14 protein-coding genes are annotated in these 14,755 nt (G+C 36.9%); 6 read left to right on the forward strand and 8 right to left on the reverse strand.

Annotated features, from left to right (window positions below; translation table 11 throughout):
- Window positions 1-5: 5 nt before the first annotated feature.
- Entirely contained in the window at window positions 6-3,140 is a 3,135-nt protein-coding gene (locus J3U50_RS03845) for a type I restriction endonuclease subunit R (RefSeq protein ID WP_301945596.1), read from the reverse strand.
- 189 nt (window positions 3,141-3,329) lie between these two features.
- Here J3U50_RS03845 and J3U50_RS03850 point away from each other — a divergent pair, with 189 nt between their 5' ends.
- Entirely contained in the window at window positions 3,330-4,445 is a 1,116-nt protein-coding gene (locus tag J3U50_RS03850; protein WP_301945597.1) for a family 20 glycosylhydrolase, read from the forward strand.
- Window positions 4,420-4,578, forward strand: a complete 159-nt coding sequence (locus J3U50_RS03855) for a hypothetical protein (protein ID WP_301945598.1) — start codon at window positions 4,420-4,422, stop codon at window positions 4,576-4,578. The genes J3U50_RS03850 and J3U50_RS03855 overlap by 26 nt, the downstream gene beginning before the upstream one ends.
- A gap of 25 nt (window positions 4,579-4,603) precedes the next feature.
- On the opposite strand, the gene J3U50_RS03860 is transcribed toward J3U50_RS03855, so the two are convergent.
- A complete protein-coding gene (locus J3U50_RS03860) occupies window positions 4,604-5,137 on the reverse strand; it encodes a YiiX/YebB-like N1pC/P60 family cysteine hydrolase (protein WP_301945599.1) in 534 nt (177 codons plus the stop codon).
- Between the two features lie 54 nt (window positions 5,138-5,191).
- Here J3U50_RS03860 and J3U50_RS03865 point away from each other — a divergent pair, with 54 nt between their 5' ends.
- Complete coding sequence (locus tag J3U50_RS03865; RefSeq protein WP_054483089.1) at window positions 5,192-5,560, forward strand: hypothetical protein; 369 nt, start codon at window positions 5,192-5,194, stop codon at window positions 5,558-5,560.
- Between the two features lie 24 nt (window positions 5,561-5,584).
- Here J3U50_RS03865 and J3U50_RS03870 read toward each other — a convergent pair whose 3' ends face one another.
- Window positions 5,585-6,196 carry a histidine phosphatase family protein gene (locus J3U50_RS03870; protein ID WP_054608010.1) on the reverse strand — a complete coding sequence of 204 codons (612 nt, stop codon included), beginning with the start codon at window positions 6,194-6,196 and terminating at the stop codon, window positions 5,585-5,587.
- A gap of 326 nt (window positions 6,197-6,522) precedes the next feature.
- Here J3U50_RS03870 and serC point away from each other — a divergent pair, with 326 nt between their 5' ends.
- Both serC and J3U50_RS03880 read left to right on the forward strand, forming a co-directional pair.
- Window positions 6,523-7,593: a 3-phosphoserine/phosphohydroxythreonine transaminase gene (serC, locus tag J3U50_RS03875; protein ID WP_301945600.1), complete on the forward strand. Its 1,071-nt coding sequence runs from the start codon at window positions 6,523-6,525 to the stop codon at window positions 7,591-7,593.
- 5 nt (window positions 7,594-7,598) lie between these two features.
- On the forward strand, window positions 7,599-8,756 hold the full coding sequence (locus J3U50_RS03880) for a phosphoglycerate dehydrogenase (RefSeq protein WP_301945601.1): 1,158 nt from the start codon (window positions 7,599-7,601) through the stop codon (window positions 8,754-8,756).
- Window positions 8,757-8,788: 32 nt separating this feature from the next.
- Here J3U50_RS03880 and J3U50_RS03885 read toward each other — a convergent pair whose 3' ends face one another.
- The 4 genes from J3U50_RS03885 to J3U50_RS03900 all read right to left on the reverse strand — a co-directional run bounded on the left by J3U50_RS03885 (window position 8,789) and on the right by J3U50_RS03900 (window position 12,796).
- Window positions 8,789-9,658: a hypothetical protein gene (locus tag J3U50_RS03885; protein ID WP_301945602.1), complete on the reverse strand. Its 870-nt coding sequence runs from the start codon at window positions 9,656-9,658 to the stop codon at window positions 8,789-8,791.
- A gap of 243 nt (window positions 9,659-9,901) precedes the next feature.
- Window positions 9,902-10,750 carry a hypothetical protein gene (locus J3U50_RS03890; RefSeq protein ID WP_301945603.1) on the reverse strand — a complete coding sequence of 283 codons (849 nt, stop codon included), beginning with the start codon at window positions 10,748-10,750 and terminating at the stop codon, window positions 9,902-9,904.
- Window positions 10,751-10,784: 34 nt separating this feature from the next.
- Entirely contained in the window at window positions 10,785-11,321 is a 537-nt protein-coding gene (locus tag J3U50_RS03895) for a DUF4811 domain-containing protein (protein WP_301945604.1), read from the reverse strand.
- Window positions 11,318-12,796, reverse strand: a complete 1,479-nt coding sequence (locus tag J3U50_RS03900; protein WP_301945605.1) for an MDR family MFS transporter — start codon at window positions 12,794-12,796, stop codon at window positions 11,318-11,320. The genes J3U50_RS03895 and J3U50_RS03900 overlap by 4 nt, the downstream gene beginning before the upstream one ends.
- A 124-nt stretch (window positions 12,797-12,920) precedes the next feature.
- On the opposite strand from J3U50_RS03900, the gene J3U50_RS03905 reads away from it, so the two are divergent.
- Window positions 12,921-13,460 (forward strand): TetR/AcrR family transcriptional regulator, encoded by a 540-nt coding sequence (locus tag J3U50_RS03905; RefSeq protein WP_301945606.1) that lies wholly within the window; start codon window positions 12,921-12,923, stop codon window positions 13,458-13,460.
- A gap of 37 nt (window positions 13,461-13,497) precedes the next feature.
- Here J3U50_RS03905 and J3U50_RS03910 read toward each other — a convergent pair whose 3' ends face one another.
- Window positions 13,498-14,712 (reverse strand): GH25 family lysozyme, encoded by a 1,215-nt coding sequence (locus J3U50_RS03910; protein ID WP_301945607.1) that lies wholly within the window; start codon window positions 14,710-14,712, stop codon window positions 13,498-13,500.
- Between the last annotated feature and the right edge of the window lie 43 nt (window positions 14,713-14,755).

Raw genomic sequence — 14,755 nt, forward strand, 5'->3', positions numbered from 1 at the left:
TCTCCTTATAGGTATGCATCAATATCTTTATCAATAAATGAATTGATACTTTGATTTGCTTTAGCGTTATAGATAATTGGTATCTTTAGATTATCATCGCCTTGTTGCTCAGCGGCGTGGTCTAAGTCACCATGGTCGATTAGATTTTGTAGGTGAGAACCTTCTTCAATGTTTCGATGGCGTTCTGTTGCGACCCGTTTTAGTTCTTCTGGGTCTAATCCCCACTTATCAGCGAAATCATTTACCAAACTATTTAACTTGTTGCTCTTGTATTGTTGAACAAAGTCATCAAACTTATCTGGTTCAACCACGTGTTCATCTAAGTAAGACAAGATTTCACGTAATAATGCAGCTTGCTTTTCGTGACCAGACTTTTCGTACTTATTAATCTGTTCTTGAATTTCAGCTTCCTTTTGTAAGTAATCAGTCATGTTTTCTTGATATTCTTTATCAGTATCATAACTGTTACGCATATCGACTAATTCTTTTAGTAGACCGGTGATGTAGTCATAATCTACTAAAACGGTTGATCCAATTGATAGTGAAAAGTCCAAATTACTTAGTTCGTCGTCTTCATCATCGTCTTGATTTTCTTGGATTTCAGATTTAATACGTTGGAACTTTCCAATGTAGTGTTGGACTTCATCTTCACTAATCCCGAATTCTTCTTCGGCATTATCCCAAGTAAAGTCGTTATACATAGTTAATGAGTTCAATTGTGTATTAACACGTCTAAATGTCTTTACAAAATCAACCTTTGCTTCCTTACCCTTTAAATCATCGGCGGCATCAGCATTTGGTGCGATGCGTTTCAAATGAGCAACTTCACTCTTGAACTTAGCAACCGCATCCATGTACTTAGGACGCATTAGTTCTTCGTATGAACCTTCACCACCGTATAAGCGGTAAGCATCTTCTTCATTTTGTTGAGAGATAGCTGGCTTTCTAAATGTGACGATTTGACCTTCACGTTTTAAATCATTATTTTCCAAACGGTTGGTTCTTGAATATGCTTGAATCAAGTTCGCGTATTCGAACATCTTATCGACAAATAAAGTATTCAAACGTGGTGCATCAAAACCAGTCAATAATCTGTTCACAACAATTACTAGGTTGATTTCTTGATCACGTTTTAAATGGGCATAATAAGATTCACGACGAGCAGTTCTCTTCGCAACATCTTCGTTATAAAGATTAATTTCTTCATTGTTGTTATGGAAGTTGGTATCAAACATGGCGTTGTAGTCGGCTATTGCTTCATCCATTCCATCCATATTTTCCTTGTGCGCATCATCGTTTTCAGCTAGTGAGTATGTAATTGCAACACGAGGCCAATCTTTATCGACATCATTTGGATGTAATTTCTTACGTTCCTTGAATTTTTGGTAATAACGAATGGCCATTGGAATTGAACTAGTGGCCAAAATTCCGTTGTAATTCCCCTTACCTAGACTCATCTTCTTAGGACCTGTGGTTAAGATATAATCAACAACTTGATCCAAATGTTCATCTTTTTCGTATATATCATTTGGAAGGTATGATTCCTTTTCCACATCAGACATTTCGCTTAATTCATTTTTGATGTCATTTTCTTCTGAGATGGTTATTTCTTGACCCTTTTTCTTTAGTTCCTTAGCGGTCTCTTTTTGCATGATTTCTTCAACGATTTCATTAACGTTGGCAATGGTGTTCACATGTTCAACGTTAAAAGGAAGAACTGCATGATCTTCTAGAGCATTAACTAAGGTATAACGGTGACATTCTTTACCAAATAGTTCTTGGGTGGTAACTCCGCGGTCTCCTTGGAACTTCTTTCTATTTTCATGGAAGATTGGAGTACCGGTATATCCGTACCAATTGGCATTCTTGAATGCATTACTGATGTCTTGACGCATCTTTCCGAATTGAGAACGGTGTGCTTCATCAACGAAGAAACAAATTCGTTTATCTAATAACTTAGATTGAGATACTCTGGTATTTCTTCCTTCATCTTGAGCTTGTTCTTCCGCATTAACTAAATTAGCCATCTTTTGAATCGATGAGATGATGATGTTATTGCCACCCTTTAATAAGGCCTGACGTAACTTCGAAGTATTGTCGGTCTTATTGATGGTCATATCATCGTTTGATGCGTAAGCTCTAAAGTTACCAACCGTTTGATCATCTAGTGCTTTACGGTCAACTAAGAAGACAACCCTATCGACTGAAGGCATTTGAGCAGCCAATTTAGCGGTCTTGTATGATGTTAATGTCTTACCAGAACCGGTGGTGTGCCAAACGTATCCATTCTCGTGTTCTTTAATACGTTTTAGCACCGCTTCAATCGCGTAGATTTGGTATGGACGAAGTAATAATAACTTCTTACGTTCTTCATCAATGGCTTTGTATTCACTGACTAATTTATGAGCCATTGGAATATTCAATGCTGACTTAGCAAAGTCCATCCCATTTTCGACAGGATTGTTATCCTCGTCACGCCACTTGAAGACAAATGACTTGTTGAATTCATCAGGACGAGCATTAGCAAAGTAAGCTGAGCTGTCAGGACTCATGATGACAAACATTTGTAGTAATGAGTAAATGTCAGTGTATTTATTTTCACCGGCGTACTTTTTGATTTGGTTAAATGCTTGGTTAATTTCAACCGTTGATTTCTTTAATTCGATTTGAATTAATGGAAGACCATTGATTAATAAAGTCACATCAAAACGACGATCTGAATCATCGTCATTTGAACGTGGTCTGATGGCTTGGCGAACGATTTCATAACTTGAATGTCCTCCGCCAACATCTGCCTTCCAGAATATGTTTAATGTAACAGTCCCTAGTGATGCGTCGTCTCTTGGAATCTCAATCTTACCAATTCCATTTTCGGCATCTAGGATTTTAGCAGCATCGTATGGACTCTTTACATTACTGATGCGAGCTTTAACACGGTTAAACTCCTCATCAGTTAGTTCCTTATGTTTTAACACTGCAATATTGTTTCTATTAAGTTTTTCTCTGAAGTTTTCCCATAATTTATCGGGTGTAGCTTCGTATAAATCTTTTCGTTCTGTCCACTGATTACTTCCAATCGTTAATTGGTGGACAATTTCTTTTTCGAAATCTAATTCGCTTTGCGTTCTATAATTGGCCATATTAATTCACCTTAATATATTGTGTGTATAGATTTATTGTATCATAGGAAGATTGTAATTAAAGCGGCAATTATAGACGTTTATAGAACGTTATAAAATTTAAAGACAATGTGTTTAATTTTGTATAAATCTCCATTTCAATTTCATTATGATATACTTATTTTCATATAAGTATAAGGAAGCGATAATGTGAAGAAAATCATCAGTGCTTGTTTAACCGCCGTTGTTGTACTATCAACCGCTTTCTCGTTTGGGATTACATCATCGGCCAATAGCATTCAGGGTAACAAAGGTATGACATTGGATTGTGCGCGATCGTTTTACTCACCTAGATTAATCCGTAAATACATTGATACTCTGTCCAAAAATCATGCCGAATTCATGCTACTACATTTGACCGACAACGAACGATTTGGTGTCGAAAACAGCTATCTGGGTCAAACTACGAAAAAGGCCAAGGTCAAAAATGGTATATATTTCAATCGTAAGACTCACAAGGCATTTCTAAGTAAAGCTCAACTAAAGAGTCTGATTAAATATGCCCAAAAAAGACACATCGAGTTAATTCCAGAAGTCGATCTCCCTGGACACGACAAAGGAATTCTAAAACTACTTAGTTATACCAAATCCGGTCGTCGTTTGAAGAAACAACTGGTATATCGAGACGGCTATAATGAATTCAAACTTTCCAAGAAAGGCACCCTAACGCTTTCTAAGAGAATCTTATCCGAATACCTGCCACTATTACCTAAGGGCAATCATATTGGCATGGGCACTGATGAAATCTCATTGGATAACAAGACTGAGGAAAATAACTTCGTTAAATACATCAATTCGATTGATTCATTTGTAAATAGAAAGGGTTATAAACTAACCGCTTGGAATGATAGTTTTCATAAACGAACCATCAATAGGTATCATAAAAACATTACCGTCTTCTACTGGAGTCAAAATGGCCAACAAAGTGATCCTGATGACAGAAAAGAACTAATCAGATTAAGAGCCACCCTTCCTCAATTGGTCCATCACGGTTTTAAGGTAATTAACTGTAACTTCTACTATCTATATGTAATTAACTTTCCTAAGATGTACACGTCACCATCTCGTTTTCATTGGAAGGAACTTCTAGACAAATGGAACGAACGCGTCTGGGACGACAACAACACATCCGATATTTATAAGGGAAATCAAAAGATTGACTCCGCCCTATGTATCTGGAGTGAACCACATGAAAAATACAGTTCAGCTAAGATATACCAACTATCACAAGAATATCTAAATGATTTCTTGCAACATCAAGACTAATCTAAACGAAGAGTTATTAAGAGACTTTCCCGCAATCAAAGCTGCTCATATGGAACGAGCAAGGATAAACGAAGATTACACCACTATTCGTGAACGCCACCTCTTTGATATGCAAGAATTTCCACAACTATAAAAAAGAAGCCAGGATGGCTTCTTTTTTATTGGACATGTTCAATTAACTTAATCATCTTAGACTCTACCAATGAGTTCGGACTACTGCCCATTTCATCAGTTGGTACCGTCATTTCGTATTCCTGATAGTACTTAACCCACTCTTCATCAATCTGCTTGCCTTGTCCAAATCGTAATGGTGTTAGTTCAAACAATCCTTCTTTTTCATAGGCATGAGTCACCAATTGTGAGCAGTAAAAACTAGCATGTTGATTCAAAAAGAGATTGTTATAAGGTTTGCCAAGCATTGCTTTCGCACGACTAATCACTTCGTCTCTATCAATATCCTTAGTCACTCGATACAAGTCGATGCTTTGATCGTTTCTGTCAGCTAAGAACTGACTCATTCTTTGTTTAACGACTCCTCGATTAGGAATCGCATGAATCACAAACTCTTCTCCATCATTAATGTAAACTAGCGCAACATGGGAATAGTTATGTTTAATAGATGTTGAATTAGCAATTAAGTTAGAAAATTCGTCTTTCTTTGGTTCGATTAGTAATAAATCCGCATTTTTCATAGTTAAATTCTTTCTTATTTTTAATATTTAAATGATAACATTATCGAGAATTTTATGATAACTGATATTGATAGAAGGAAGGGAAAAACGATTCGTAGAGACGTTGTTACAGGTGGGTTTCAACTCATCGGATCATTTATCAACCTATTCATATTTACATACATAGCATTACCACTAATTATTGGTGACAATACTAACCAACAGACTATTCTGTTGGGTGTATTAATCATCTTTATTAACCTATTCCAGGTTATCTTTACCTTCATTTCTGCCAGTAAGAAGAAACTGCTATCAGCATCGTTTATCATCTTATTGATTGAAATCTTTATAATCGGTCTAGGTAGTCACTTTCCGTTTAAAGAAACACTTATAATATCACTATCAACAATTGTGCTAGCAATTCAGATAATGATGTTCGACTAAAAAAGAGCCAGTATGGCTCTTTTTTTAATACATGCGGTTAAAGTAATCCACGTAGTATTGATGATTCTTCAATCTAATCTTTGTAACGGAAGTGTTATCCGGTTCAATCACAGACATTGGATCATCTTGTTGTCTTAATGCCACCAACATGGCTGACTTCACAGTAAAACCATGTGATACCAAGATGAACTTGCCATCTGGATACTTCGCAGCGACTTCTTCCATGAACTCACTGACGCGTTGTTCGACGTGTTCAAAGGTTTCCCCATCGGCTAGCGGTGCATAACTAGGTAGTACATCCTCTAGTTCTTCATCGAAGACTTCTGGATAGGTCTTCATCAATTCGGCATTGGATTGACCATCCCACTTACCATATGAAATTTCCAACAATCGTTCGTCTTTTTCGATCGGTAGACCGACTCCAGCATTTAAATAATTAGCAGTATCTTGAGTTCTTTGAAGTGGACTTACATAGATTTTATCGGCAAAACTAATGTCAAAATGATCATGTAAATGCTGTGCTTGTTGCTTCCCTAAATCGGATAAGTAGGTGATTTCAGAGTTAATCGTCCCCTGCTTTAACCCCTGTTGATTGGCGAATGTTTTACCATGGCGAACAAAATAAAACTCAGTCAAAATAAAACTCTCCTTTCAATGAAACACGTATATTTTGATTTATTATAACATTTTTGTTTGCAAATTATTATATGTGTGTTAGAATTTGGTTAAATTAAAGGAGGAGGTAATTAAAATGTTAAGAAATACAAATATTAATAATTTAATTGTCTCTTCCTGGTCTACACATCCATTTATGTAGGCCTATTTATACGAAACTTGTGCCCTGCATAGATGGTTAACATTTTGTGGGGTCTAAAAGACAATACACTTGAACTAGTGGCCCCACAGAACTGTCTCTGTGGGGCTTTTTTATTTCGTTTAATCTATTTTTGGGAGTGAGAATTGTGACTGTATATAATTTTTCAGCTGGTCCAGCAGTAATGCCGAAACCAGTTATTGATCAGATTCAACGTGAGATGCCATCGTTTAACGATAGTGGCATGAGTATTTTGGAGATTTCACACCGCAGCACCCTGTTTGAAAATGTATTAAATGACGCTAAGCAAAACATCAAGGACCTAATGCATGTTCCTGATAACTACCATATTCTATTCTGCCAAGGTGGTGGGACTGGTCAGTTTGCTGCTGTTCCGTTGAACTTAGCTAACCACAGAGAAAAGATTGCCTTTCTAGATAGTGGTCATTGGAATAAGAAGGCCTATCAAGAAGCAGAACAACTGGGATACGGAATCGATGTCATCAAAGACGATGGACAACTTCCATATCAAAGCGATAACTTTGACGAGAATCTTTATGATTACTTGCATGTAACCATCAACAACACGATTGAAGGCTCTACATACCATCCCAATCATTTACCAAATGTCAAAGACATCCCATTAGTTGGTGATATGTCTTCCAACTTCATGGCTGAATCATATGATGTAAACGACTTTGGCCTTATCTTTGCGGGTGCGCAAAAGAACTTGGCTCCAGCTGGTCTAACAATCGTTATCGTAAGAGATGACCTAATTGATCCAGCCAAACATATCCCCACCATTCTTAACTACGAAGCCTATGCCAAGAAGAACTCAATGTTTAACACTCCACCGGTCTTCCCTATTTACGCTGCCAAACTAACCACTCAATGGTTATTAGACAACGGCGGAATTGCCGAAATGGAAAAACGCGATATTCAAAAGAGCAGCATGCTATATGACTATCTTGATCAATCAAGCCTATTCCATAACAACGTCAAAAAAGATGAACGCTCATACACCAACATCGTCTTCACTACCAATGACGATGACCTAGATGCACAATTCGTCGACTTCGCAGCCGAACACGACCTAATTAGTCTAAAGGGTCACAGAAGCATCGGTGGACTTCGTGCCAGTCTATACAACGCAATGCCTGTTGAAGGTGTTGAAAAACTAATTGATGTCCTAACTAAATTCGAACAAACTCGGGGGTAATAATTATGTATAACGTTAAAACTTTTAATGCCATTTCACAGGATGGTTTAGACAAATTCAGTGATAAATACCAGATTAACCAAAGCGATAATCCAGACGCATACCTAATCCGCTCAGCCAACATGTTAGATGCTGACTTCCCTGAAAACCTAAAGGTAATTGTCAGAGCCGGTGCTGGTTTTAATAACCTTCCAATCGATCGACTATCAGAACTAGGCATCGCCGCCTTCAACACTCCAGGAAGTAACGCCAATGCCGTAAAGGAAGTCGTCCTATCAATGATTATTGCTTCTGTTCGTCATCTATTCCCCGTAGCTAACTTCTCAGCTAACAACTTACATGCTGATATCTCAAAGATGAAGAAAATCGATCCACGTTTTAAAGGTACCGAGATTAGAGATAAGACCTTAGCCGTGATTGGTTTAGGTCACGTCGGTTCACTAGTAGCCAACGCCGCTAACGACCTAGGAATGGATGTTGTCGGATACGATCCCTACCTATCATCAGACGCTGCATGGCGCATTGAAAGTGATATCACTCGTGCCAACACCCTAGAAGATGCAATTAAGGATGCCGACATCGTCACCGTCCACGTTCCTAAGAATGACGAGACTACCGACCTCATCGATGGTGATGCAATCAATCAAATGAAGACTGGCGTAAGCATCCTAAACTATGCGCGTCTGGGCATCGTGAATAACCAGGCCGTCGTTGATGCTTTAGATGAAGGCAAAGTTGCCTCATACATTACCGACTTTGGTGATGACGTCTTAATGAATCGCGAGGATGTCGTCATCACTCCACACATCGGTGGATCAACCGTCGAAGCTGAAGGAAACGGTGCTGTCAGAGGTGCTAAGATTATTCAACGTTACCTAGAAACCGGTAACCTATCACAATCATTGAACCTACCAAACATGAACGTTTCAATGCACTCACCTTACCGCATTACCTTGATTCATAAGAACATTCCAAACATGGTTGGTCAAATCGCCACCAAAGCAGCCGACAACAACTTTAACATCAATCAAATGAGTAACGGTGCTAAGGGTGAAATGGCGTATACAATGGTCGATTTTTGTGACGAACCAACTGAGCAATTATTAAACGATTTAAAATCAATCAACGAAGTTATTCGAGTTCGCGTTATCAAACGCAAATAAAAAAGGAAGCCCAAGCGGGCTTCCTTTTTTGTTTATTTGTATTTAGTATCAGCTGATAGGATAACAATGTTTACTTGAACGGTAATGTCGGTTCTAATCACTCTTAAACCAATTCCGTAGTATCTTAATCCATCTGATTCATTGCCTAGTAGTTGGGCCTTGTGGCTATCACCTGAAGCGCCATCATCAGTAATCATTTCGTTAAAGTACCTAACGTAATCTGAGACGTTGTAGTAGTTCTTATCTAGAGTGGCATAACCATTTGATTCATAGATATCGTTTTGGTTCTTAACAATCTTCATTCTTTGACCATCTAAGATAGCAGCCTCTTGACGATGACGTTTGCCATCTCTGGTAGTGTAATGTGAAGCTTCCCCCATGGTTGGATCAACGTAGTTGGCACGTTCTTGCGCAACCTTGTCTAATCCACGACTTGAAACCCATGAACCGTTATCAGTCTTTTTTCTTTGATTTTGGACAAAGTTAACAAACTTAGCTCTGATTCTAGATTTGATTTGACTATCAGATAATTGATTTAGTTGACGACTATCTAAGTCGGAAGAATCATTGATACGTGGTGATAGTTCATATGTAGACTTGGTAGTCACCTTTCTTTTCACAACGTATAAATCAGATGATTTCATCCAACCTGATTTCTTACTACTCTTGCTTTGGACTAACTTATATGTAGTCTTCTTAACCTTAGCACTTTTCTTTTCGTATAGTGATTCTTGTCCGAAGTATTTTTTAGCGGATTTAGTTTTAATCTTTTTAATTTTTTGTGAGTCGTATAAGCTGGTATCTTTTTTCAAGCTAACCTGTGAATCTGATGCGTTAGCCTCAGCTTTAGCGTGTTGCGTATTTGCCATCATTAAACCTGATGAAACGATTCCTGCAATCATCACTGTCTTCAAAATTTGCTTAAGTGATAAAATGATTATGCCCCTCTCTTAAATTCTTAATTTTTTCTTAAGATTACACTAAAGATTATATAATGTTTAATTAGTTTAAGAAAGGTGTAAATTGATAAATTTTTTCTAAAGAAAATCACTTATTTTTATACATATATTCCAACAAAGTAAATCATAAACGGATACTTATAACAAGTATCCGTTTTTGATTATACAAGAGTCTTATCGTTTCTATTATTTTTTATTTGATTTTAATTTCTTTAAAACAATCTTAAACAAGATTTTTTGAAGAAAATTAGGCTTTTTCTTAGCAGCGATTTCTAGTCCATTTTTAAATTCGACCATTAAATGCCATTTGTGACCATCAATAATTTCTTTAGGAGCAGATGCTGGTAGGAAAACGCCAAGTTTAACTTCCATTCCGTTTCCTCTGTCCTTTAATTGATGCATCCCTAAAATTGTAGTATCAAGTCCATTATCAGCTAAATAAGTTTTTCCCATCATAACGATGTCAGTATCTTCATCTGGTTGAATTGGGTAATCCTTGCTTCCAGCTGGTTTTAAATCTAAATATGATGGATCCTTGTACATCCCAAATGTTTCAATAATTCTTTGTTCACCTTTGTTATTAGCATCAAAGAAGTAGTGTTCAGGGTGAATCGTTGAAGGCATGTACAAATCATTCTTCTTTGATAGTAATTGGTTAAACATCATGAATTGTGGAAGGGAAATGTTTTCCGTCTTAACATCAACAATTGCTTGTTGGTATGGTTGTGAGAAATCTGCAGTTTCATTGATTTCTTTCCACATTTGATCACTTGACTTAATTTCATCGCTGAATAGTTCTAGTGTCTTTTCTTTACCAATTTCTTCTCTTGTTTGAGCCAATGCTCTCTTAGCATCCTCTAGACTAAGTGATAGCAATTCAGATTGTGTCTTTTCAACACCGTCCAATTTGATTGAAATCCTTTTTTTACCAAAGATTTCAAAAACGTGATGATAACGTTTCATTTCCATTTCTTCAATTTCTGCTAAAGAAATTTTCTTGCCGTCCACTTCAAATTGCATTTTGTAATCCTTCATTTGTATTCACTCCTTTATTTATACACTAATTATATTACTTCTTAATTACTTGCCAATTATTTGGCACAATCATTTCGTTTTTAATTGAAACGGTGTTTTCTTTTGTTTCATTACCAACATCAAATAAATCCTTCATAAGTTTACTTGAGTACTTCCAAGTGGTCTTAGATGTCTTTACATATGCTTTTTCACCAGAACCCATGCGGTATGTTGATCTTTGTTTAACAGCTTCAACAATGTCTTTCTTGTTTGGCACAAAATGAGCGCTTGGTTTTGCATCAGTAGATTTGTCTTTGTATACCAATACATAGTTATCAGTACCAATCTTCTTTACGGCCACAGCCTTGACTGGTGAAATTGCTGGGTTAATTGAGTGAACCTCTGTAGTTGTGACAGTTGTGACTTTTTTCATCCCATAATGATTACTCATATTCATTGATAAACCAATTATGGCAGCCAATAGTACTAATGTTGAGATAATTCCACAAATCCATTTTAATACTGGCTTGCTAATTACTAACCATGATACAAAAGTCAAAATAACGAATAGACCAATTATCCATAAAATCATTTTGTAACCTCCTTCTTGTTGTTACGACTAATTAATACGAAGAATAGTCCAACAACTGCGAATGCTAAACTGATGATAAATACTACTCTGAATCCGTAGATTGATGCATCTAAAGCTTTATCAGCATATCTTAGTGGATCAGTGTGTGCCAAACTCTTTGCGGGTGCATTATTGTTAGCGATGTTTTGAATTACTGAAGTTAGAATTGCAACAACGATACTTGAACTTACTTGTCTCAATGTGTTGTTAGCGGCAGTTCCATCAGCACCCTTCTTAGTTGGTAATGAGTCCATGGCAGCTGTGGTTAATGGCATCATTACAGTTGCGATTCCCATCATTCTAATTGCGTATAGTACAGTGATGATGATGGTTGGTGTTTCAGCATTGATAAATACAAATGGTAGAGTTCCTAAGATTAATAGTAAGAAACCAACAATACTTAGTAGCTTAATTCCTACCTTGTTGTATAAAGCACCAGCAATTGGTGACATGATACCCATGAATAAGGCACCGTATAGTAATGTTAAACCAGAATCTAGTGGAGTTAATCCTCTTACGTTTTGTAGGTAAGTTGGTAGTACCATTTCAATTCCATACATTGCCATAGTAGCAAGTAGCAATGAAATAGTTGGAATAGTGAAGTCCTTGTTCATAAATACGCGAACGTCTAGGAAAGGAACCTTCATTCTTAATTGTTTTACGACAAACACTACTAGGAATAAAACTCCAATTAGAATTGGTAGGATTACTTCTTTGAAGTCACCCCAGCCTTGTGAACTTACGTTAGTGAATCCCCAGATGAATAGTCCAAATCCAGCAACTGAAAGAATAAATGATGTAATGTCTAATTTTTGCTTAGTATTTTCAACAACATCCTTTAGTAAAAATGGTGCTAATACTGTTGCCAAAGCAATAAAGATAAGTGGAATGATGAAGATGTTTTGCCATGCATTACTTAGTGTGAATCCTAAAATGTGGTGGCTCTTGTTTAGAATCCAACCTGTTAATGTTGGTCCAAATGCTGGAGCCATCCCAACAACTAATCCCATCATCCCCATTGCAAATGCTCTTTCTTTAGGACTGTACATGTTTAAAATCACAATTTGCATTAATGGTAAGATGATTCCAACTGCGACTGCAGCAACAATTCTTCCGACTACGAAGATCCACCATAGGTTACTTTGTTCCGGAGTCAACATACTGATTAAAATACCAATTAGTAATAATCCATATGCAACTACGTGTAACCATTTAGTTGAGAAACGGTTAGCCAAGAATGCGCTGACCGGAACCATTGCCCCATTAACTAATAGGAACCAAGTGGTAGCTTGTTGTGCTGTACTTAAATTAATATTGAAGGCGTGCATTAGAGTTGGTAATGCCGTCCCCAATGATGTTTGCATTAATGCCCCAGCCATTGCAGCTAGCATCAATACAAGTAATATCAATGAACGATTGTATTTCTTTTCTTGCATTTTTCATTCTCCTCTCTATGTGATACAATTTGTATCAGTTAACGAAGATTATTCTAGCAGAATTATCAGAAAGGAGAAGACCTTTTAGTGGAACAAAATCCGCTAAAATGTCGCAGCAATAACAATGAGATATGGAACACAAGAGAACATTCGCGTTAAAAAACAGATTGTTAACGGTCTTTTCAGCCTATTAAAGAAAAAGGCGTTCACCGATATTTCCGTCTCTGATTTAATCAAGGAGTCCGGTGTATCAAGATCAAGCTACTACCGAAACTTCTATAATAAAGAAGAAATTATCGACTTTTATTTTGATAACATCCGTGATTCCGAGGAGATAACTACCATTTCTTCAAACGACTTAGTATCATTTTTAGACCAACCTCATTTGATTACCGAGGCATTCACCTTGTTATATCAGGAAAAGGATAACTTGATCCTTCTTTTGGAAAATCGTTTAGGTGATTATATTTATGGATTATTTAACGAACGTGTCATGAATATCGCTGGTGACATGCCAGCCCAGTCAATTGATCGTTATAAGCTCTACTTTTATAGTGGTGCGGCGTATAGTTTCCTAGTCAACTGGCTAAAAGACGGATGCATCGAATCCCCCGAACAAATGGGAAAACAATTCATTATGTATTTAAAAAATGGTATCCAATAAAAAAAGACATCGCGCTTAGGCGATGTCTTTTAATTTATTAAATTCCACGTTGGTAAATCCAACCAATGAACTTACCTTCGTAATAACATTTGTAGTAATAAGTCTTCCAACCATCTTTAATTGCACGACCAGTAATGTGGACTGTCTTACCTGCGTATTCACTTGCTGTTCCCATTGTCTTGAAATCAGCAAAATGACTTTGTGTCACATGGTTGTAGAATCTGTAGTTACTATTTAGTTTAACTTTTTTGTGCATGTTAACTTTAGAATAACTAATGTGTGGACCTAATCCATTTTGGTTGATCCAACCTAATAACTTACCATTTTCGTATACACGGTAGTAAGTGCGACCATTTACGGTTGCCTTTAAATCTACCGTTACATTCTTACCATGGAATGTACGACCATAGTGAGTTCTGTGAAGTTCACTAAAGTAGTTGTTTCCAGGAACATGGTTGTAGAAGTTATACTTAACGGCTGTCTTCACAGTCAATGTCTTGTTTTCCTTAGTGTATGTCACATTAGATTTTGGCTTACTTGGCTTGTTATTGCTATTGTTATTGTTGCTGTTATTTGTAGCATCAATAAACCAAGAGCTATTCTTTTGTGTTAATACACTTGCATCAACGTATTGGTTCAATGCTGGAGAATAGAAGTAATCTGTGTATTGCCATAAAACATGTTCTCTTTGTGGTTCATTTGTTTGGTAAGCTGCTAACCAGTAACCATCATATGAACTAACGGCATCGGCGGCATGAGAAGCCATAAAGCTTTGGTATGAATAGAAAAGAATCTTTCTATTACCAACTAGTGGTCTCAAGGCATCAACCCATGCTTTGGTAGCGGCATTAGTTCCACCTGACTTAACAGTTTGTTGTTCATAATCGTTAACATAGAATCTAGCTTCTGGAGCACGACTGTATAATGTCTTTGCTTCGCTAGCTGCATCTGAAGGACTGGTGTATTGACTAAATGAATATACACCGTATGGAACACCATACTTCTTCATTAAAGCAACGTTGTGGGCAAATGTCTTATCATGGTAGGCACTACCAAATTGAACACGAAGAATTACGAAAGGCACTTCGTTCTTCAATGTCTTCACTTGATTATCGGTGAAGTTACCTTGCCATTCAGATAAATCGTAAACGTTGTTAGATACGGCATTACTCTTCACAGATGTGAATGAAATACATAGTACCCCAATCAACGCGACCCCAAAACTCATCAATAAATACTTTAGTTTATACATACTCTCATCCTTTAACAATTATGATTACCTCTATTGTACAATC

The organism is Lactobacillus sp. B3795 (assembly GCF_026535805.1).
Classification (GTDB): Bacteria; Bacillota; Bacilli; order Lactobacillales; family Lactobacillaceae; genus Apilactobacillus; species Apilactobacillus kunkeei_C.